The 19,337-nt window shown below is 35.8% G+C and carries 20 protein-coding genes; 11 read left to right on the top strand and 9 right to left on the bottom strand.

Going from position 1 to position 19,337, the window contains the following annotated elements; genetic code table 11:
- Positions 1–51: 51 nt before the first annotated feature.
- The 3 genes from QNH24_RS14025 to QNH24_RS14020 form a co-directional block, all read right to left on the bottom strand.
- Positions 52–1,329, bottom strand: coding sequence for an IS110 family RNA-guided transposase (locus tag QNH24_RS14025; protein ID WP_283868200.1), 1,278 nt, complete (start codon positions 1,327–1,329; stop codon positions 52–54).
- A gap of 220 nt (positions 1,330–1,549) precedes the next feature.
- A complete protein-coding gene (locus QNH24_RS26310; protein WP_353051145.1) occupies positions 1,550–1,993 on the bottom strand; it encodes an IS3 family transposase in 444 nt (147 codons plus the stop codon).
- 59 nt (positions 1,994–2,052) lie between these two features.
- Positions 2,053–2,313 (bottom strand): transposase, encoded by a 261-nt coding sequence (locus QNH24_RS14020; RefSeq protein WP_283868199.1) that lies wholly within the window; start codon positions 2,311–2,313, stop codon positions 2,053–2,055.
- Between the two features lie 520 nt (positions 2,314–2,833).
- On the opposite strand from QNH24_RS14020, the gene QNH24_RS14015 reads away from it, so the two are divergent.
- The 8 genes from QNH24_RS14015 (at position 2,834) to QNH24_RS13980 (ending at position 10,013) form a co-directional block, all read left to right on the top strand.
- On the top strand, positions 2,834–3,109 hold the full coding sequence (locus tag QNH24_RS14015) for a hypothetical protein (protein ID WP_283868198.1): 276 nt from the start codon (positions 2,834–2,836) through the stop codon (positions 3,107–3,109).
- 195 nt (positions 3,110–3,304) lie between these two features.
- Positions 3,305–3,685 (top strand): hypothetical protein, encoded by a 381-nt coding sequence (locus tag QNH24_RS14010; protein WP_258270617.1) that lies wholly within the window; start codon positions 3,305–3,307, stop codon positions 3,683–3,685.
- Positions 3,686–3,967: 282 nt separating this feature from the next.
- Positions 3,968–4,363 (top strand): hypothetical protein, encoded by a 396-nt coding sequence (locus QNH24_RS14005; protein WP_283868197.1) that lies wholly within the window; start codon positions 3,968–3,970, stop codon positions 4,361–4,363.
- A 560-nt stretch (positions 4,364–4,923) separates the two neighbouring features.
- Positions 4,924–5,349 (top strand): acyl-CoA thioesterase, encoded by a 426-nt coding sequence (locus tag QNH24_RS14000; RefSeq protein ID WP_054770740.1) that lies wholly within the window; start codon positions 4,924–4,926, stop codon positions 5,347–5,349.
- Positions 5,350–5,360: 11 nt separating this feature from the next.
- The gene (locus tag QNH24_RS13995; RefSeq protein WP_283868196.1) at positions 5,361–5,735 is read left to right on the top strand and encodes a DUF423 domain-containing protein; all 375 of its coding nucleotides are present in this window, start codon (positions 5,361–5,363) and stop codon (positions 5,733–5,735) included.
- A 172-nt stretch (positions 5,736–5,907) separates the two neighbouring features.
- Positions 5,908–7,239 (top strand): SPFH domain-containing protein, encoded by a 1,332-nt coding sequence (locus tag QNH24_RS13990; RefSeq protein ID WP_283868195.1) that lies wholly within the window; start codon positions 5,908–5,910, stop codon positions 7,237–7,239.
- Positions 7,240–7,253: 14 nt separating this feature from the next.
- Positions 7,254–8,357 (top strand): TFIIB-type zinc ribbon-containing protein, encoded by a 1,104-nt coding sequence (locus tag QNH24_RS13985; protein WP_283868194.1) that lies wholly within the window; start codon positions 7,254–7,256, stop codon positions 8,355–8,357.
- 450 nt (positions 8,358–8,807) lie between these two features.
- Entirely contained in the window at positions 8,808–10,013 is a 1,206-nt protein-coding gene (locus QNH24_RS13980; RefSeq protein ID WP_283868193.1) for an EAL-associated domain-containing protein, read from the top strand.
- A gap of 405 nt (positions 10,014–10,418) precedes the next feature.
- Here QNH24_RS13980 and QNH24_RS13975 read toward each other — a convergent pair whose 3' ends face one another.
- On the bottom strand, positions 10,419–10,760 hold the full coding sequence (locus QNH24_RS13975) for a DUF7668 domain-containing protein (protein ID WP_283868192.1): 342 nt from the start codon (positions 10,758–10,760) through the stop codon (positions 10,419–10,421).
- A gap of 227 nt (positions 10,761–10,987) precedes the next feature.
- On the opposite strand from QNH24_RS13975, the gene QNH24_RS13970 reads away from it, so the two are divergent.
- Positions 10,988–11,410 (top strand): ester cyclase, encoded by a 423-nt coding sequence (locus QNH24_RS13970; RefSeq protein WP_283868191.1) that lies wholly within the window; start codon positions 10,988–10,990, stop codon positions 11,408–11,410.
- A gap of 339 nt (positions 11,411–11,749) precedes the next feature.
- Here the strand turns inward: QNH24_RS13970 and QNH24_RS13965 are convergent, their stop codons facing one another.
- The 3 genes from QNH24_RS13965 to QNH24_RS13955 form a co-directional block, all read right to left on the bottom strand.
- Positions 11,750–11,998: a hypothetical protein gene (locus QNH24_RS13965; RefSeq protein WP_283868190.1), complete on the bottom strand. Its 249-nt coding sequence runs from the start codon at positions 11,996–11,998 to the stop codon at positions 11,750–11,752.
- 193 nt (positions 11,999–12,191) lie between these two features.
- Positions 12,192–13,232, bottom strand: a complete 1,041-nt coding sequence (locus tag QNH24_RS13960) for a DUF418 domain-containing protein (protein WP_283868189.1) — start codon at positions 13,230–13,232, stop codon at positions 12,192–12,194.
- 94 nt (positions 13,233–13,326) lie between these two features.
- Positions 13,327–14,268: a helix-turn-helix transcriptional regulator gene (locus tag QNH24_RS13955; protein WP_283868188.1), complete on the bottom strand. Its 942-nt coding sequence runs from the start codon at positions 14,266–14,268 to the stop codon at positions 13,327–13,329.
- Between the two features lie 97 nt (positions 14,269–14,365).
- Here QNH24_RS13955 and QNH24_RS26305 point away from each other — a divergent pair, with 97 nt between their 5' ends.
- Positions 14,366–14,527 carry a hypothetical protein gene (locus tag QNH24_RS26305; protein WP_430673808.1) on the top strand — a complete coding sequence of 54 codons (162 nt, stop codon included), beginning with the start codon at positions 14,366–14,368 and terminating at the stop codon, positions 14,525–14,527.
- Between the two features lie 205 nt (positions 14,528–14,732).
- Here QNH24_RS26305 and QNH24_RS13945 read toward each other — a convergent pair whose 3' ends face one another.
- On the bottom strand, positions 14,733–15,758 hold the full coding sequence (locus QNH24_RS13945; protein ID WP_283868187.1) for a serine hydrolase domain-containing protein: 1,026 nt from the start codon (positions 15,756–15,758) through the stop codon (positions 14,733–14,735).
- Positions 15,759–16,212: 454 nt separating this feature from the next.
- Positions 16,213–16,713, bottom strand: coding sequence for a GbsR/MarR family transcriptional regulator (locus QNH24_RS13940; RefSeq protein WP_054770736.1), 501 nt, complete (start codon positions 16,711–16,713; stop codon positions 16,213–16,215).
- A gap of 199 nt (positions 16,714–16,912) precedes the next feature.
- On the opposite strand from QNH24_RS13940, the gene QNH24_RS13935 reads away from it, so the two are divergent.
- On the top strand, positions 16,913–19,222 hold the full coding sequence (locus QNH24_RS13935) for a S9 family peptidase (protein ID WP_283868186.1): 2,310 nt from the start codon (positions 16,913–16,915) through the stop codon (positions 19,220–19,222).
- Positions 19,223–19,337: the final 115 nt, after the last annotated feature.

Here is a 19,337-nt window from a genome sequence, read left to right as displayed (position 1 = left end):
AATGCCGGCTTCTCTGTGTCATCCTTCTGTTAGAGGTCGAGTTCCGATTGCTTAGGCTGCCTCTCCGAGACAATAAAGGTCCTTCATCATTTGGCTCACATCAAAATGTACTTTCTTCTTGCACAAGGTGTGTAAAATCTTCAGTAACTTTCCACAGAGCACGACAATCGATTGTTTCTTTCGAAGTGGATTGATGGTGCGTGTAGTGTAATAATCATGTAATTGCTTAAAGGCCTCATTATGACGAATTAACGGTATCATGACACGGAATAAAAGAGCTCGAAGTTTTCTTCTACCACGCTTAGAAATCCGTTTTTGTCCTTTATGCTGTCCAGAAGAGTTTTCACGTAATGTGAGTCCCGCTAGCTTCATTAATTGGCGTGGATGCTCATATTGTGTGAGAGAACCGACTTCTGAAAGCAACTCAACAATCGTTACGTCTCCGATACCAGGTACTGATGCTAAATACGCATAGTCCGTCATTTGTTTTGCCAGTTCTATCAGCTGGGCTGTTAATTCATCAAGCTGAGCTTGCATCAATTGATACTGGGAAAGTAGTGTAGCGATTTCAATGCGTGCCATCACTAAGCCTTCTGTCAGTCCAATCGAGCTTTGTGCCACCTCGACTAATTGTTTTGCCTTTGGTAGCTGTGGACTTTTCATTCCATCTACTTGGCGGTATAAAAATAATAATTCTTCTGGCGTTTTCCCTTGAATGTCCATCGGCAGTGGTGTCTTTTCAAGCGCCGCATATGCCATTTTCCCGAAGTTTTTAAATACCTGTGTAAACTCAGGAAAAAAGCGATCTAACCAACGAATCATTCGATTTTGAAGGGCATTTACATCTTCTTGGATTTTGGCACGCAAGGTTGTACCATTACGCAATTCAGCTTCCACGCCTTCTAGAATACGTGGATAACTAAACCGTCCATCTCGCATTAAACGTGCAATGACGAGCGCATCCTTTTGGTCATTCTTTGTTTGAAGATTGTCATCCAGCTCTTTGGAACGATTGACATGATGAGGATTCACCATGATAAACGGAATTCCATGGGCACAAAGATAGGCAGCTAGATTCATCCAGTAATGACCGGTAGGTTCAAAACCAACTAACACATCGCTTTTTTCATGCGTAGCACGTAAAGCCATTATTCTTTCATAAAAAGTATCGAAACCTTCTCTTGTTTGCGAGAAAGGGAACGATTTTTGGAGCACGCGTCCTCTTTCATCAACCGCGCATGCATAATGTGTACGCTTGGCAATATCGATACCGATGACGAGTGTTTTTTCAGAGACTTGATTAATCTTTTGGTTCGTATTAGAATTCATAATTGGAGTCCTCCTATGTGATGATGAGTCAATTTCCCGTTGACACTCATGCATCATACAAGAGGGCTTTTTCTTTTTCAAGCCCCTGAAAATCCTTCTAACAGGAATGCTCCTTTATTTTTTATTAATATAAAACTAAACTTTTTGCAATTTATTGTCAAATAATCTCCTGGATTTATTTTTGAAAAGGTTGATATTAAATATTTTAATAAGGTGACTTCTAACAGCCACACGAATGAAAATAGCTCATGAAATAATTCCATTTGATAACTAATTGATATACAATGAAATAAGTAAGGTCTGTGAACCAAGTTCGTAAATATGTAATACTTCCTAGTGGAGAAAATTGTTGAATATAGAAATGTAGATAGCTCACAAATGCTTGTGGCTCTAAGGTCAGCATAATGTTACGTGAATCGTAAATAGGTAAACTACACGCGTAGAAGCTGAGGTATTGGAGTTTCTGGACGCGTTTAATACTAACTTTCACGCCTTCTTTGAGTAACTGTGCATGTATTTTCGACGCACCGTATCGTCCATCACTTTCTTTGTGAATGGCACAAATACGTCCTGTAATTTTTTTGTTTTCAACTTCGTACACGCTTGGTTTCTTGTGGAAAGACTGATAATACGTACTTTTGGGTACCTTTAAAACGCGACACATTAATTGAATAGGATAATGTTCGCTTTCGTTTTCAATATGGTCAATGAGTTCTTGTTCTGTTACTTTTTCGCGAATATGGTCATAGCCTTTTTTAAGATTTCAATCTCCTGCTTTAACCGAAGATTTTCTTTTTGGATCGAAGAAACTTCCGCTGCAGTTAATTCTTCTGCACCTTCGATTGGAGAATGTAACTTAATCCATTTATAAATAGTTACTTCAGAAACGCCATATTCGCTAGACAGTTGACTGACTGGTGTACCAGAGTGATAAAGCTCCACAACAGTTTGTTTAAATTCTTTATTAAATCTTTTTTGACTCATAAAAAAGACACGTCCTCTCTTGGTTATAATAATACTTACTTAACCAGGATGTGTCCATGACTCCATTCTACATTCAACTTAATCACTTATGTATCCTCCTTAAAATTGTCTAAGGTTATTTCTTTTAATAACCTACAATAACAACTTTAACCATACCTATACTTATTTACCATAATAAAAAACAGACAACTTTGTTAGTTATCTGTTTCAAGTTCTACATTGGACGGTTTAGCTTATTCAATAACTTACTAATGCTGCTTTAATTTCCTCAATATAAACTATGATGACCGTAATATATACAAATAAACGTCTTATTATATTGAAAGTTGACCACAGTGATCGAGTAGATTGTATGTCAGATGGTGAAGCATTAGGATTGCTTATTTTTGTTGTGAAACGAACTATCTAAATCAAAGGGCCACGGAGAAATTATGATATTTTTCGTGGTCTATTATTTAAACAATTCCATTATTTCTGATATATTTATAGAATAGATAATTTGACATATGGAGGAAATTTAATGGATGTTTATAGTAATATTTTAGAGATACCTAATGATACGGGCTATTGGTTAGTACGTGCTGATGGGGGAAAATACTATGACGATTTTTTTCTAAGTAACTTTATTGCTGTTTCAGATAACGAAATAACCCTTGAAATGATTACTAAATATAACAAAGGAAGCCTTGTTGGTATTACAACAGATTTTTTTAAAGATATTTATAGTGAAGTGTATAAAGGTTGGACATCTCAACAAATTGCACATGCTGTTAGTAGAACACAAAAATTTATATAAGAAAGAACTACTATTAGATGCTGATTTATCGATAAAACGTATAAACTTTGATCAGATACAAAAAGCATCATTGGTAGACTGGGAACGGCATTAAGCTAACGGGCAGGATTGCAAAAAATAAGACGAAATCCTCTTTTACATCATGTATCAATAATTAGTAAAATTGGTACATGAATATAGAAGGGAGCAAGCTGAATGATTGACATGCAGTATATAAACGATCTTGAGGCAGAGATGGATGTAATGAAGCTTGTAGGTAATTATAATGAAATAAAATCAATCCTGCAGCAGTACCCTCAGGAACAGTGGTCATATGAAATGATTTTAGCATTTGCAAGGGCATTGAATTATCTGCAAGATTATTCTGACCAGACCAATCCATTTGAGCAAGCATACAGGCTGCTGCAAACTGTTTCTGATAAGGGAATTACGGACGCTGAATGGCATTTAATAATGGCTTCTGTTAGTTTTAATCTACAACTTTACGCTGAGGCCGTAAAACATGCTGAACAAGCAAATACGATCACAGCTGGCTGTGCTGATGATATGCTTGCGCTGTACTCACAATATGACTAGTAGAACGCTTCTGATAACGTTCATGTTCAACTATCGCTCCAACCCATGTTTCCATCGAGAAGGAAACCGAATTAAGAGAGATACCTAATATTTTTTTACTTGAGTCGAGAACGTTGGGAACCATAGGTATCGTTATTGCTCCGCAATCGGCAGTATTTTGTTACGCTAACGGGTGCTTTACTTGAAGATCATTGAGTTGCATAATGCAGCTCTTTTTTTCTTTATCGTGATGGTAAATAATGTTAACATTGAGTGTAAATAATTTTATTTAGGGGTGCAACTATGAAGTTATATAAGATAGGCGTTGTATTTATTTTTTTAACCTTGACTTTAAGTGCTTGTTCACAAGATGGAAAAGAATATAGTTTTGAAGGAAAAAGTAACACTTGGATTGTAATGTACGAAACTGAAGTTACTAAAGAAAGAGAATTTGGAGAATTTACAATTAAATATATTGGAAAAGAACCTGCACCTGAAGTATTCGTATATAAAATAAAGAATGCATCAACATCGTTAGATGTTGGTATTGGTGAAGAAACTTTTAACAATGAAAATAATATACATTCATTTAATGTCGAATGTACTGGCTGTGAAGTTTACACAACTGAAAATGATAAGATCGAAGCGAAATTAGGGTGGAACGAGAAATCGGAAATTATTAAATTGGACAGTAAATAATAGTGGAAGAAATCTTACAACAAATAAAGGCACTCAACGGCATCTTTTCTTATTCAACTAACGGGGTGCTTTAGTAAAAGAAGAAAAGGTTCTACATATTAGATATGACTAATATGTAGAACCCTTTAATTTTTCTATCTTTTTTAAAATTAGGTCTTGATAATTAGAATGACTGGTTAAAATATAAACACTTCAAGGTAATGGATGTTACCAAAGAAAGTTTAAATTTTACTATTAACAGTAATTTATAAAAAAGGAAAAGTTACTCATTAAGTTTATATGAGTAACTTTTCTTTTTTTTAATAATATTTATATATTGCACCTGCTCATTACTTGTTTAATAAATGATCTTAATTGGTACCCACGGTACCCCAGAAAGTACCCCAATTAAAAGAGTTAATACGAGTTTATATGGATTTAAGTTATTTATTTTCAAAAATTCATTTTTAAAATTAAATATCAAAAGAACATTTCTCAATTTTTCACCCTTCTAACATCCCCAGAGCAAAAACCCACCAAATCAATATTTTTACGCTATAATGTAGGACGAGGTGAAGAAAATGTTTGTAAGTGAAAAACAAATTGAAATCCGTTATGCTGAGACAGACCAAATGGGCGTGGTGTACCATGCAAACTACATCATTTGGATGGAAATTGGACGTACACAGCTTGTTAGTGATGCTGGCTTTGAGTATGCAGCATTAGAAAAGGACGGGTATGTGTCTCCTGTTATGGATTTATCCATTTCTTATAAGGCTGCGATGCACTATGGTCAAGTAGCTACTGTGCGTACATGGGTTGAAAAGCATGACCGTCTGCGTACGACATATGGCTATGAAATTTTACATGAAGACGGCACGATTGCAGCAACAGCACAGTCCGTACATATACTTGCACATAAAGATACATTACGTCCTGTGTCTTTAAGTAAAATTGATCCAGCATGGGATGCGAAATATAAAGAAATTGCGCGTGAGGCGAAATAGGAGAACAAAATATGGAAATTCTACTTGCTTTAGGAGCTATCTTGGCTGGATTTGGTGTTGTTCTTGGTGCCTTTGGAGCACATGCTCTAAAGGATAAGTTTTCGTCTCCATACTATGCAGCAATTTGGGAAACTGCTGTGCAATATCATATGTATCACTCATTAGGCATTCTAGGTCTAGGTATTTTGTCGAGTGATGCCCTTTTAGGTGCTTCTACTATACTTTCTTGGGCAGGCTACTTAATGTTCGCTGGTATTGTGTTTTTCTCTGGCAGTTTATATGTATTAGCTTTATCAGGTATTAAAAAGCTAGGTGCAATTACGCCAATTGGTGGACTGCTATTTATCATTGCTTGGGTTCTTGTAGCTATCGCTGCGCTTTCATAATCATTAATAACGAGGTTACGCTAAATGATTATTCATTGGGTAACCTCGTTTTGTTTTTACAGTAGTTTTAAAAAATATGAAACAATTTGTCTAATCTTGCGTACTACATAGAGATTAGATTATTTTTAATGATAAAATAAGCTTAAATATAGATGTTGAAGGTGGGAATTTTATGGGATTATTAAAAGCAGGAGTAGGCGCATTAGTAGGCGTCTTGGAAGATCAATGGCGTGAGTATTTTTACTGTGATTCTCTTTCATCGGATGTGCTGGTTGAAAAGGGTGTAAAGCGTACCTCCAAACGCGGTTCTAATAAGGGCAACGACAATATTATTAGCAATGGTTCTATTATTGCCATTAATGAAGGACAATGTATGATGATCGTTGAACAGGGGAAGGTAGTAGAATTTTCTGCAGAGTCTGGTGAGTATGTGTACGATACATCCACTGAACCTTCCATTATGTACGGCAGTGATTTATCTCAAGGAATTATGGAAACATTTAAGCAGATTGGCAAGCGATTTACATTTGGGGGTGAACCAGCAAAGGATCAACGTGTGTATTACTTTAATAAAAAAGAAATCGTAGGTAATAAATACGGGACACCAGCACCGATTCCATTCCGTGTGATTGATCGTAATATCGGTTTGGATATTGATATTGCCATTCGTTGTCATGGTGAATATTCTTATAAAATTGTTGATCCATTATTATTCTATACAAATGTTTGTGGAAATGTTGAACGTGAGTACACAAGGGATGCTATTGATAGTCAACTGAAAACGGAGCTAATGACTGCGTTACAACCAGCTTTTGCACATATTTCCGCAAGTGGAGTACGCTATAGTGAAATTCCTGCACATACAGTAGCGTTAGCAGATGCTCTTAATAAAGTGTTATCAGAAAAGTGGCTGGCAACTCGTGGATTAGCTGTTGTCTCATTTGGTATTAGTTCTTTAAAAGCATCTGAAGAAGATGAAGCAATGATTAAGCAATTGCAACGAAATGCAGTGATGCGTGATCCAGGTATGGCAGCGGCACATTTAACAGGTGCACAGGCGGAAGCAATGATTGCAGCTGCAAATAACGAGGGTGGCGCAATGGCTGGTTTTATGGGTATGAATATGGCAGCACAGGCTGGTGGGGTTAACGCTGGTCAGCTTTATCAAATGAATGAGCAAAATAAACAAGCTCAAATGGCACAAGCTGCTGCACAGGGTCAAACAACTTCAGTTTCTGGGGTATGGACATGTGCATGTGGCCATGAGAATACTGGGAAATTCTGTTCAAACTGTGGGGGAGCAAAGCCACAAGAAGAGGGTTGGACATGTGTATGTGGTGCTGTCAACAAAGGTAAATTCTGTGGTGAATGTGGAACCAAAAAACCTTCAGGGGCTTTGCAGTATGCTTGTGATAAATGTGGCTGGGAGCCTGAGAATCCTGGGAATCCTCCAAAATTCTGTCCTGAATGTGGAGATGTTTTCGATGAAAATGACATTAAGTAAGGGGATGACTAGTGATGTCAACACAAGAAGCTGAAAATGTTAAACAAGTAAAGCTTGATTTCGACGCTGAGTGTCCATCATGTAGTGCCTCTATTGAATTTAATCCAGCAAGCGGAAAACTTTCATGCCCTTATTGTGGCTATGAGTCTGAAATTGCAATTCCAGAAAAGGAAGAAGAAAAAGTTGCCCAGGAAATGGACTTTGCAATGGCTGAAGAACGTGGAAATTTTAACTGGGGTGTTGAGAAAAAAACAGTTATCTGTGAGGCTTGCGCAGCGGAAACAATTTATGATGCTTTACAGGTAGCTGATCGTTGTCCTTATTGTGGCTCTAATCAGGTAATGGAGGCAAGTGCAAAAAATACATTAGCACCAAATGGCGTTTGCGCTTTTGAAATTACCGATAAGCAAGCGGGTGAGAACTTTCAAAAATGGATTAGAGGAAGATGGTTTACTCCAAGAGCGGCAAAAATAAGTGCGAAGCCTGACTCCTTTAAAGGTGTATATTTACCTTATTGGACTTTTGATACGAAAACAAGCTCAAGGTATTCGGCAAGTTATGGTAAACATCGTACAGTTACTGATAAGGATGGAAAAACTCAAACTGTAACAGACTGGTATTCAACGAGCGGTTTTTATCAGGAATTTATCGATGATCATTTAATTAGTGCAACCACTCGATATGATCGCAATATGATGCGGAAAATAGAACCCTTCAATCTACTTAATAATAAAGCTTATAAACCAGAATATGTAGCTGGCTTTCTATCAGAACGATACAGTATTGGTTTACAGGATGGCTGGGGCCAAGCGAAGAAGGAAATTCATGATCATTTACATGCACAAATCACTTCTAAAATTCGTTGGGAGAAAAATGCAGACGTTGTATCCAGTTTACGTTTTTCTACTACACATGATGATATTACATATAAATATCTAATGTTACCGATTTGGCTGTCCTCGTTCCGTTACAAAGAGAAAATATTCCGTTTTATGGTGAACGGACAAACCGGTCAAGTAGGTGGAGATGCTCCGATTTCACCGCTTCGGGTCACAATTGCTGTCATTTTATCATTAGTGACGATTGCTATTATTTGGTATTTTTTTATGTCAGAATAGTTATAAGCAGTATTCCTGTAGGGTTTAAATCCATGCATAGGAATACTGCTTTTTATTTGGAATGGTGGGAGAAAGGATTATCACCGAACCAAATTTTCGTAAAATCGTCCAAAATAATGGGTGAACGAATGAATAATGACAAGGAAATAGGTGAAATATCCTTAGCTATCACGACTTACACCAAGACCTACTGCATAAGTTATAGTGATAAAGTGAAATCACTCAGAGCAGGATTTCATTTCTGTAAAAAATATTTGTGTTAGAAGTAATTGTTAGGAGCTACAAAAAATTTTCCACAATTAATTTTGAACAATTTATGGCAAGTGAAGTTGCGAATTTACTATAAACAAATTATGATACACTCAGAGAGCTTTTTTATAAATAAGCTGTGAATGTAATGCTATTCTTGAATAACGGTTAGTTGGTTATTCATGTATGGAGGTTTCGACAATGGACGCAATTGAAGTGTTAACAAATTTAGATCAAATACATGGGTATTTTCAACCGATATTTAGCGCAGATGCGCATACGGTGATTGCCTACGAAATTTCCGGACAGTTACAAATTGAGGGTCAACAAATTAATCTAAAGGATTTTGTAAATAATGAAGATATTCCCGAGGAGTATCGCATTGACATGGAACATAAAATTTTGCATGCTGCTTTAGTTAAAATAGACGAAATTGCACCAGAGCTTGATATCTATATTCCAAGTAATCCCAATGTTTTAATGCAAGATTTTGGAGAGAGTCATTTTAATATTATTCAGCAATATATTCGAGAAGAAGATTTCCACCGGATTGTACTGGTCGTTTCGGAGCATCGTTTTTTAGGGGATATCCATAAATTACACCATGCATTGCGTTACTTTACGACGTATGGTGTGAAAATTGCTGTTCAGGAAGTCGGCGCGGAGAGTCACCTAGAGCATATTGCTCTGTTATCCCCACAAATTCTAAAGGTTAATACACGAGATTTAAATTATGATTCTTGGTCTGCTCAATCCGATATGATTTCAGCAATAGGAGGGCTAGCCTATAAAATTGGAGCAAACCTCTTATTTGAAGGAATTGAAACTGTCTATCAGTTACAATTTGCCTGGAAAAATGGAGGACGGTACTATCAAGGGCCTTACTTAGCAAACCCTGCAATAACATTTGTTGAGAAGGATATATTAAAGGAGCGCTTCAAAGAGGAATGTCAGCAATTTATTACCTCTGAGAAGAAAATGCTAGAGACACAATATTTTGAGCTAAAAAAGCTGAGGGAGGAGCTAGAGGCAATTATCCATCGAGTAAAACCTTCTAGTGATAGCATCTCTCATTTGGAGCATTTAGCACAGCTATTAGATCATTATTCGTTCCGTCTTTATATTTGTAATGAGGACGGTTTCCAACTATCCCCAAACATCATGCGTATAGATAGGAAATGGGAATTACAGCCAAGAGCAATCAATAAAAACTGGAGCTGGCGCCCATATTTCCTACAAACCATTATCAAGATGCGCAATGATCAAAGCGGAGAAATTTCTGAGTTATATCGGGATATTGAAACAGGGGAAATTACGAGGACGTTTTCTATCGCCATTAACGAGCATGAATACTTGTTTGTCGATCTATCGTATGATTACCTTTATGAACATAGTATATTTAGGTAGTCTAAAAAAGCTTATATAGCAAGGGTTGCGGGGTACAAATTACGTTTGTACCCCAATTTTGGGTAAAAAAAAGAGAACTACTTAAATTCAATTAAAGTTGAAAGAATTTTATAGCTATCAATTCTTCATCATCAAGTGAATGTGACACCATCAAAAAAATGCGAACAGAAATGGTCGCTGGGGCAAAAACGGCACAATACGGTATCAAGCCCACACTACCAAAAGCAGTAATTGTAGGTTTCCAATTATGTTAGAAGTTTAAAGGCTTCTAGACAGAGTCTTGGATACAGAGAGGTATAAATCCTTAACTGGATTAGATGGTCATTCTAGTAATTCACCAAAATTTTAAAGACAGTATTGTGGAGCAAATGATCGGGTAATTAATAAGTTGCTTAATTGCCCCTTTTATACATCGATGGTTTCGATATAAAACTCAGTTATCTCAGTTTTTTCAGCATTTGTTTTTGTTTCACAAAAAAGTACTATTTGGCTTTCTTCATCGTCAAACCATAAATACCTTACTTCTGTACCAAATCCACTATTATCATTATATTCGTATAAATCTATGTCCATTTCTTCATCACTAGGTGGTAAAGTTAGAGTACCTTCCACTTGAAAAACTTCTTTTAGAAACTCCTCCGTTTCTTCGTTAATTTTATTCTCTTCTTTAAGTTTGGCGTAACGAAGGTTTACTAAATCAACGAGAGTCTCTCTAGTTAATTGCACTATTTTTTCTTCTAAGATCATTGATAATCGTCTCCTAAACTATGAAATATTTAACTAATTCAATTTTGTCACCATTGTTATATATACTACACTTGCCAGACTTTCTACATTAGTTGAGATAAAAATAATGTAAAATTGAAGGCAGGTCGCATGGAAGAGGTTTCAATTTATAGCCTCTCGATTTATTATTAAGTATGAGGGAGATATTACTATCCTCGCCAAATGTATAAATTGAGTGGAGGTCTCAAATGACACCAGAGCAAATAGTTAAAAAATTTTTTGAAGAAGTACGTTCAGGAAATAATCCTGATTACGCAACTGAATTAATGGCAGACCAAGTACTGGCACATCAAGTTACTTCTGAAGAAGAATTAACGGTTACTAGAACACCCAAAGATTATGCGGACCATGTAAAAGAAATGGTAGAAGCATATGGCGATTTTTCATTAGAAATCCAAGAGTTTATGGTGCAAGGTAATAAAGTATATGTGCGCTGGAAACAAGTTGGTACGCATGTCGGAGAAGTCGATGGATATCAGCCGACAAGTCTTCCAGTTATTGAAATAGCAAGCGCAGTATATAGAATTGAAAAAGAAAAAATAGCAGAATATTGGATTCAAATTGATCGGGCTGGTATTGAGAACCAACTCAAACGTAATAAAAGTAATTAACTTGGGGCATATATCACCTTTTAATTTTTAGATTTATCACTAATTAGTGATTTAATAAAAAATCTTATTTGTTCAGACTTTGTTGAGCACGATTTTGTAATATGTAAGTAGGTAACCAACCTAAAGGAGATCAGCTACTCGATATTGATGAGTATCTGGTCTTTTTTGTTTAGGGTATTTTATGTTTCTATGAAAAAGGATAGACAAAAAGATAAAAAGTCCATGTACTTAATTTTTTGTCTATGGACTTTTTGCGTTTTTCTCATTAATGTGTATGTTCTTTTGATAATTTATAGCATACCTTTCTTGGTAACCAGATGAGGAAAACGTATTAGCGTATCATTTTTTTATTTGCTTTATCTGTTTTTGCAATCTTTCAATATCGTTATTCGTGTTATTACTATCGTTTAATTCCTCATCTAAAGCAAGTCCCGCTGCAATTGTTGTGATTGCATCGCCAAGGGTTGTAATGACACTACCAATCAGGTCAAGTTTAGTCGCTTGGTTTTCTGATTTTGGAAGTTGATTTTTTATTGTTCCCTTATTTTTTCCTCCATACAGAAATGGTTTTCTATACAACTTATGCATATGATGAAAGACTTGTGCAGTGCCTTAAAATGTAGCGATCTAAATAAAAAAGGGGTCACTCTTGAGGAGTGACCAAAGTAGATTATTGAGGATGTGTTTCTAACTGAAGGTATGAGCAAAGATGGAAGTTAGTTGGGTATAGTATCAGTATATGAGTGAGCAAAGTAGATGGTTAGGTAGTAGCCAATTTTTCTTAAAATTCCCTAGAGCTTTTAAACTTGGAAGGTACAGTCCAATAAGTCCCCATTCGCCAAAGCCATTCAAATGGACCAAATTGAAAGAATTTTAGCCAAAGCCTACTAAATAATAATTGAATGATATAAATGCCTAGACAAATCCATAGAGATTGGATGTAGCTAATGTTTCCAATTAGCTGAAAAGCATGACCTACAAATAAGATAAGTGCTGTTTGCCCTAAATAGTTGGTAAGAGCCATTCGTCCGTACCCTTTTAAAGGAGAGAGCACAAATTTAAAGAAGGGAAGCTGCAGTAGCAGAATAATTAAGCCTACGTAAAATGCGGAAACAAATGGGCTAAATTGTAGTCCTATTAATGAAAACTGTTCAATATTTGTGATATGCTCAGCAAATTCTTCCTCTGTTAACGAATTGAAGTCAATAAGTGAACTTGGTACATAATTCCATTGGTAAAGCCAGCCACCAATGCTGATGAAGAACATCATTATCGTAAAGACAATGATCTTTTTTCGCTTGACATTCAGATTTTCAAAAATACGATATTGTCCAGCAGCTAATCCAAGTAATATTAGTGGAAGTGGCATCGCAATTTTTATACCGTAATAAGCTGTTATAGCTAGCAGTATAAGACCTATTGTAAGGTTGATTTCTTTTCTCACTTTATAGAATGGTAAAGCTAGTAAACCAAATATCGCGTATACCGTTAAGGCTTCTCCAGGATGGAAGAAAGCATGTACAAGCCCGATCAGAAATAAAAGTATAATTCTTCTAATAAATAATAAAAATGCCTTTTCATTTTTCGCATAGGCTCTGGCTATAAAAATATAGAAGCCTACACCGAATAAAAATGAAAAGATAGTAAAAAATTTCCCTTCCACAAAAAGCATTAGTATATGATGATACGCAATATCTATCGGCCTTTTAGGTGCTTCAATCCATAGAAGCCCTGGAATATTAACTAGAATAATGCCCAATAATGCAAAGCCTCTTAAATAATCTAATGTGTCAATTCGTTTGTTCAAATCAATTGGTTGCAATATGATCTCCTCCTTTATACAAGTATAGGGGAGTTGTATGAACTGTAGTAATGATGAATGTTACGTGAATCTTACAAATTCGTCATCTCCAGCTTTACATTTGTGGATACATGGTTAAAATATCATTTGCATGCTGTCGTAACTTTTCGATTAATGCTTGTGGTTCTAAAATTTTCGCATGTACACCAAGCCGATAGAAAAGGGAGCTAATAAAATGAAGCTCTCCTTCGTCAATTAAGGAATCTATATAGCCTGACCCATCTTCTTTAGTAATAATCGACCCTTCAAAGCTGGGTACACTTTTACATTGTCGGACCCCCTCACTGGTTAACTGTACATGTAGCCGAATGGGGTGATTAATCTCATAAGTGTTGCTGAACCATTGCTGCAAATTTAAAAATTTCTTGCTATTGTTTTCAAATTCGATGATTGCGTGTATCCGGTCTACTCGAAACAGCAGAATTTTTTCCTTTGTTAAATCAAAGGCAGGCATATACCATAGTCCATCTTGTGCATAGACACCAAAAGGGTGAACATATTTTACGGTGGTGCCTTTTTTCGATGCATATTGAAACCGTATATGTTTATTGTCAATGGCTGCTTCTAAAACATCTTTTAATAAAGGAGTCTCAATTGATCTTTTAGGGCTCCAAAAGGCAACATAGGACTGAAGCTTATCTACCTTTTGCTGTGCCTCCTTTTGTAGAGAGCTATATAATTTGCGCGAAACGGAGTGGATTTCTGTCTCGAAGGGTAAATCACGATAATAATTGTAGGCTTGAAACGCAAAGAAAATCGAAACCGCTTCTTCTTCAGTAAATAAAATTGGGGGAATCATCCTGCTCGACAGTACCGTATAGCCGCCATTCCGTCCTTGTTCCGCATAAATAGGTAAGCCCATATCACTTAAATCCAGCATATAGCGGTGAACTGTTCGAATGGAAATCTTAAATTCATCAGCAATTTCCTGTGCTGTAAATTTCTTTTTGGCACTAACAAACATAAGAATATCTAATAATCGTTGGGCCTTAGACATATTTTCACCTTTTCTTAATCATGTCATTAGTTGTCATGTTTTACGATTAGTATAGTCATAGTTAATGATTTTAGCAAAAGAAATAGAGGCTAATGGTATGTCAAAAGAGATTACTTTATTTATTGGAACTAGTCTAGATGGATTTATCGCAACAGAAAATGGTGATTTAAAATGGTTAGAGGAAGCGGAAGGGGAAGGAGATACTGTCGCCTTTATGAAAAAGAAGTGGGAGCAGGAGGGTTCAAAATTTGGATGGTGAGGGGGGGCAGATATCTTGGATACGTTTATGAAGGAAAAGTTCATTGATGAGTTGATTATCACCACATCTGTTAGGCTCAGGTTACCCTTGTTAAAACTACATAATCCATATTAAGAGTTACAGATAATTCATTCACAACGTTATGGCCAAATGGTGCAATGCAATTCATTAAAGGTGAAAAAGAGGCATTATACCCCTTTTTTTGCTATTTCATAAAGGATTGATAGATTTCTCCTATGATTCCCTTCATTTGATGTTTTCCTGTATCTGTATTCGTCATAATAATTAATCCTTTTTCTAAATATGGATAAGCTACTAGCATACATTGAAAACCAACTCCCCAGCCAAGTGAGGAAAATTCAAGCATCTCCTCCTGACCATCTAGAAATGCTCCTAGCCCTGACCACTGTAAACATCCCTGCGGCTGAAACAGTTCGTTTATGTATGTCACAGAAAGTCCTATTTTGCTTCGTCCTTTTACAGCATTTAGAACTTCCTGTAATAAAATGGCTAGATCAGAAGCGGAAGTCCATAGACCACAAGCTGCAGGATACGGATAAAGTGAGTATTTTCCTGAAATAAGAGTACCAATGTGATGATGACCACAAGCGAGATTATCCATAGTTGACAATGTTAAATTATTAGGAAATATGCTGTTTGTCATACCTAATGGCTGAAAAATAAGTTCTTCCATCAGAACGGGGAACGGTTTATACATTGTATCTTCAATAAGTAATTGAATGACGCAAAAGCCTGCATCCGAATAGTGAAATTCACTTTCAGGTTCATACGTTACCTCAATGGGCGTTTTGCAGAAGGGTGTTTTACCATCCAATATTTCGACCATGGATGGCATTTTATTGATAGATTCTGCTGCTGTAAAACTACCTTCCAGATCCATAATACCTGATTGATGACAGAGTAAGTTGCGTAATGTAACTTTTTTACGCTTTGTAAATTGATTGTCAGGAACCTTCCACGAAATTATCTTCTTATTAATATCTTCATCTAAATTTAAAAAACCTTGTTCCACCAATTTTAATACTAATATACTTGTTAGAAACTTACTTATCGAACAAGCATTGAAAATCGTGTGCTCATTAATTTTTCTATGACTACCTGCTTCTAGAACGCCAAAATGATCTGACATACTGATTTTGCTCTTTTCAATAGCTATAAGACTGAGACCAGTTATACGATTATGCTTCATGCGTTCACTAATGTTTATCATCTATATGCTCCTAGTTTTTTCTTTATTATATCAGATGTTCGAACGAATGTTTGTATAATGGGGGGGGTATTTTGTTTAATCCGACATCTACAATCATAGATGGACTAACCTAGTAAAGTCACTTTTATTTGTAAATAATATCCTTTTTATCGCCATTAGATATATTTTTCGTAATAGGTCTCGAGAGACAGCGAACTTTGAAGAGCATTTCTCGTATTCTAATACAAAATTCTCTACCTAGGAGTAAATACTTATTTTTACCTACATTGTTTGAAAATTCCGGAATTAATTACCTGCAATATAAGGTAAGGTACTTGAAGTAAGTTATAAAAGGCTAATCCTATTAGTAAGTATAAATTGTGGCAATCACTGTATAAAATGTCTGATTAAATTGAAGGAAAAAGCGTGGGTAAAATAATACCACGCTTTATGGATGGAAAACATTCAGTCCATTTTAAATCTCAATATTGTTTCTTTTGGATTTCCATTCATCCTCAACGCCCTCTAAACGTTGAAAAATAAGCTGATATATCAATTGGAAGTCCATTATTCTCTTTTTAGCTACATGATAGTTTTCCATTTGGTCTTCCGATATTTCTGACTCTTCCGGCCATTTTTCCAATATGCTGTCGGTACTTGATAGAAAACGTTTCATTTTTGCTAAAAATGACTCGGCCATTACAAGGCTAAAATTTTCTGCTATGTAATAATAATCTCGTCGATCACTTATTTTTGACTTTTTAACAGATAATCCACCTGCCTCTAATTCACGAATTCGAATACTTACGGCAGCTTTAGTTACTTCTAATTGATCTGCCATTTCTTGTAAACTTAATGGTTTAGACGAAAACAGTAAAAGAGAGAATAAGCGTTCAGCTAATAAATTACCTCCGCCATCACTTAATTTCTCTAATTCTTGACTAAATTGTTCTTGTAAATTTTGATGATTAGACATTTTAGCTCTCCTAATTAACATTATTATTAATGTTGTTAATGATAAGTAATCGTTAGGTCATTGTCAATAAGAGTTATCACCTAACATTACCTATATTTTGTAATATTTGATTTTTTTATTGACTAAATATTACATTTACTTTATCGTTAATATCGTTAAAAACATTTTTAATGATATTAACTTATAAGGGGTGTTTCCAATGAAATTATCAATTGATAGAAAACATTACGAACGTGCGGAGAAATTACTTGTTTGGAATACGCTAAAAGATGTGCTTAACGGAAAAGTGATTCCGAACTGGATCGGTGAATCAGAATGTTTTTGGTATCAAAGAGATATAAATACGGATAGCAAGCAATTTATTGTGGTTGATCCAATAAGGAGACTAAAAAAGGAAGCATTCGATCATGAAAAGCTGGCAAAGGCTCTTTCTCATTCAATTGGGAAACCTTTTACTTCTTATGACCTTCCATTTGATTCGTTCAGCTATCTCAAGAACGAACATTCAATTCAATTTAGTATAGAGGAAACCTCCTGGCTCTGTAATTTACAACAATATGAATGCAAAATGTTAGAAACAAATAAGAAAATTTTTCCTCATGAAATCTGTTCACCTGATGGAGATTGGACTGTTTTTACTAAGGATCATAACTTGTATTTGCGCAATTTAAATACTAAAGAAGTTAAAACACTTACGATCGATGGCGAACCATATTACGATTATGGAAGTCAGCCAGAGGCAAGCACAAGTGCAATCTTCGAACGTTTATATCAACAACAGCCACCGCCTGTAGCATTATGGTCACCAAATTCTAAAAAAATTGTGTCGCATAGGTTGGATCAAAGAAAAGTTAGAACACTACATCTGTTGCAGTATGTTCCACAAAATCAAGCAGGTGAACCTGAAGCTCACGCATACCGATATCCTTTAGTTGGTGATAAATACGTTCCATTAATTGAATTTTATATTTTTGATATAGAAAAGGGATCTGCAATACAGGTTGACTTTGATCCTATAATTTCTGGAATGGTGTCACCTTTAACAGAGTATTCTCAAACTGCATTTTGGACGGAAGATAGTAATAGTTTCTATTTTTTAAATTTCTCTAGAGATTATCGAGTGGTTCAATTTATATTAGTAGATTCTGAGACAGGTAAGGCTAGAATTTTATTAGAGGAACAAAGCGATAGTTTTATATTTACAGATCTATACAATCTTGGATTTGGAGGTGTGAACATAAGATGGATAAATAAAAGCAATGACTTTATTTGGCATTCAGAACGAGATGGTTGGTCACACCTATATTTATATGATGGAAATACTGGACAATTAAAAAATCGTATAACGTCAGGAGAATGGGGAGTTCGCCAAATTATAAGTGTGGATGAAGAAAAGGAATGGCTATACTTTACAGCGGGAGGAAGAGAATCTGACCGTGATCCGTATCTTCAACATTTATATAGAGTCCGCTTTGATGGAACTGAACTCATGCTTTTAACCCCTGAAGACGCAGAACATGATGTATTTATCTCTCCTAATAATAACTATTTTGTTGACACATACTCCCGTGTGGATTTACCACCTCAAACTATTTTACGTAAAACTGATGGAAGCTTTGTCTGTAATTTGGAAAAAGCAAACGTGGAACGACTTATGGAAAAGGGATATAGCATTCCTAAACGTTTCAAGGTGAAGGCTGCTGATGGAGTAACTGATTTATATGGGATTTTGATACAACCAGCAAACTTAACTAAAAATAAAAAATATCCAGTTCTAGATAGTTTTTATGGTGGTCCCCAACTCACTCACACCCCTAAAAAGTTTACTTGGGGTGGTGAATTTATAGAAGGTCCTGTAGATTTTACAGGTGGAGCACAAGCATTTGCTCAGCTTGGATTTGCGGTACTTATAATGGATGGAAGAGGCACACCTTATCGGTCAAAATCGTTTCATGATTATTCTAATGGAAACTTAGAACGAGCTGCTGGTTTAGAAGATCATGTAGCAGCGCTTAAACAATTAACACAACGGTTCCCCTTTTTAGATAAAAATAGTGTTGGCATATACGGAGAATCTGGTGGTGGCTACGGAGCTGCTAGAGCCATCCTTTCATATCCAGAAACCTATAAGGTAGCAGTTGCTGGCTGTGGCAATCACGATCAACGCTATTATTTAGCATTTTGGGGAGAACGATTTCAGGGAATGTATGATCCAGAACTATATAAAGAACAAGATAATACACTCCTAGTAAGTCATCTAAAAGGAAAATTACTTTTAGTAACAGGAGATATGGATGATAATGTGCACCCCTCGTTGACAATCCGAATGGTACATGCATTAACAAAGGCAAATAAAGATTTTGATTTAATGATCCTTCCTAATCGACATCATGGTATTGGTGCAGATGTTTATTATATTCGACGACGATGGGACTATTTTGTTCAGCATTTACTAAAGGTGGAACCACCTAAAGAATATTCCATTAAGGATCCGATGTATCCAGGTTAATAAGGTATCGAGGAAAAAGATTGGTTCTATCAGTCTTTTTCTTCTATTCTTTTCGAAATTTAAGATTATCATAATGTGGGATTGATTTCCGCTGCGGCTTTCCTAGTGACGTTCG

This window comes from Lysinibacillus pakistanensis (genome assembly GCF_030123245.1).
Lineage (GTDB): Bacteria > Bacillota > Bacilli > Bacillales_A > Planococcaceae > Lysinibacillus > Lysinibacillus pakistanensis.
This window is presented reverse-complemented; position numbering and strand designations above follow the sequence as displayed.

Bases quoted from the DNA above. Each gene is read 5' to 3' on its own strand.
- QNH24_RS26305 (WP_430673808.1), top strand. From the start codon at position 14,366: ATGTCAAAAGAGATTACTTTATTTATTGGAACTAGTCTAGATGGATTT.
- QNH24_RS13980 (WP_283868193.1), top strand. From the start codon at position 8,808: ATGGACGCAATTGAAGTGTTAACAAATTTAGATCAAATACATGGGTAT.
- QNH24_RS14005 (WP_283868197.1), top strand. From the start codon at position 3,968: ATGAAGTTATATAAGATAGGCGTTGTATTTATTTTTTTAACCTTGACT.
- QNH24_RS14020 (WP_283868199.1), bottom strand. From the start codon at position 2,313: ATGAGTCAAAAAAGATTTAATAAAGAATTTAAACAAACTGTTGTGGAG.
- QNH24_RS14025 (WP_283868200.1), bottom strand. From the start codon at position 1,329: ATGAATTCTAATACGAACCAAAAGATTAATCAAGTCTCTGAAAAAACA.
- QNH24_RS13935 (WP_283868186.1), top strand. From the start codon at position 16,913: ATGAAATTATCAATTGATAGAAAACATTACGAACGTGCGGAGAAATTA.
- QNH24_RS14010 (WP_258270617.1), top strand. From the start codon at position 3,305: ATGATTGACATGCAGTATATAAACGATCTTGAGGCAGAGATGGATGTA.
- QNH24_RS13940 (WP_054770736.1), bottom strand. From the start codon at position 16,713: ATGTCTAATCATCAAAATTTACAAGAACAATTTAGTCAAGAATTAGAG.
- QNH24_RS13990 (WP_283868195.1), top strand. From the start codon at position 5,908: ATGGGATTATTAAAAGCAGGAGTAGGCGCATTAGTAGGCGTCTTGGAA.
- QNH24_RS14000 (WP_054770740.1), top strand. From the start codon at position 4,924: ATGTTTGTAAGTGAAAAACAAATTGAAATCCGTTATGCTGAGACAGAC.
- QNH24_RS13970 (WP_283868191.1), top strand. From the start codon at position 10,988: ATGACACCAGAGCAAATAGTTAAAAAATTTTTTGAAGAAGTACGTTCA.
- QNH24_RS13975 (WP_283868192.1), bottom strand. From the start codon at position 10,760: ATGATCTTAGAAGAAAAAATAGTGCAATTAACTAGAGAGACTCTCGTT.
- QNH24_RS13985 (WP_283868194.1), top strand. From the start codon at position 7,254: ATGTCAACACAAGAAGCTGAAAATGTTAAACAAGTAAAGCTTGATTTC.
- QNH24_RS13945 (WP_283868187.1), bottom strand. From the start codon at position 15,758: ATGATAAACATTAGTGAACGCATGAAGCATAATCGTATAACTGGTCTC.
- QNH24_RS13995 (WP_283868196.1), top strand. From the start codon at position 5,361: ATGGAAATTCTACTTGCTTTAGGAGCTATCTTGGCTGGATTTGGTGTT.
- QNH24_RS13955 (WP_283868188.1), bottom strand. From the start codon at position 14,268: ATGTCTAAGGCCCAACGATTATTAGATATTCTTATGTTTGTTAGTGCC.
- QNH24_RS14015 (WP_283868198.1), top strand. From the start codon at position 2,834: ATGGATGTTTATAGTAATATTTTAGAGATACCTAATGATACGGGCTAT.
- QNH24_RS13965 (WP_283868190.1), bottom strand. From the start codon at position 11,998: ATGCATAAGTTGTATAGAAAACCATTTCTGTATGGAGGAAAAAATAAG.
- QNH24_RS26310 (WP_353051145.1), bottom strand. From the start codon at position 1,993: ATGTGTCGCGTTTTAAAGGTACCCAAAAGTACGTATTATCAGTCTTTC.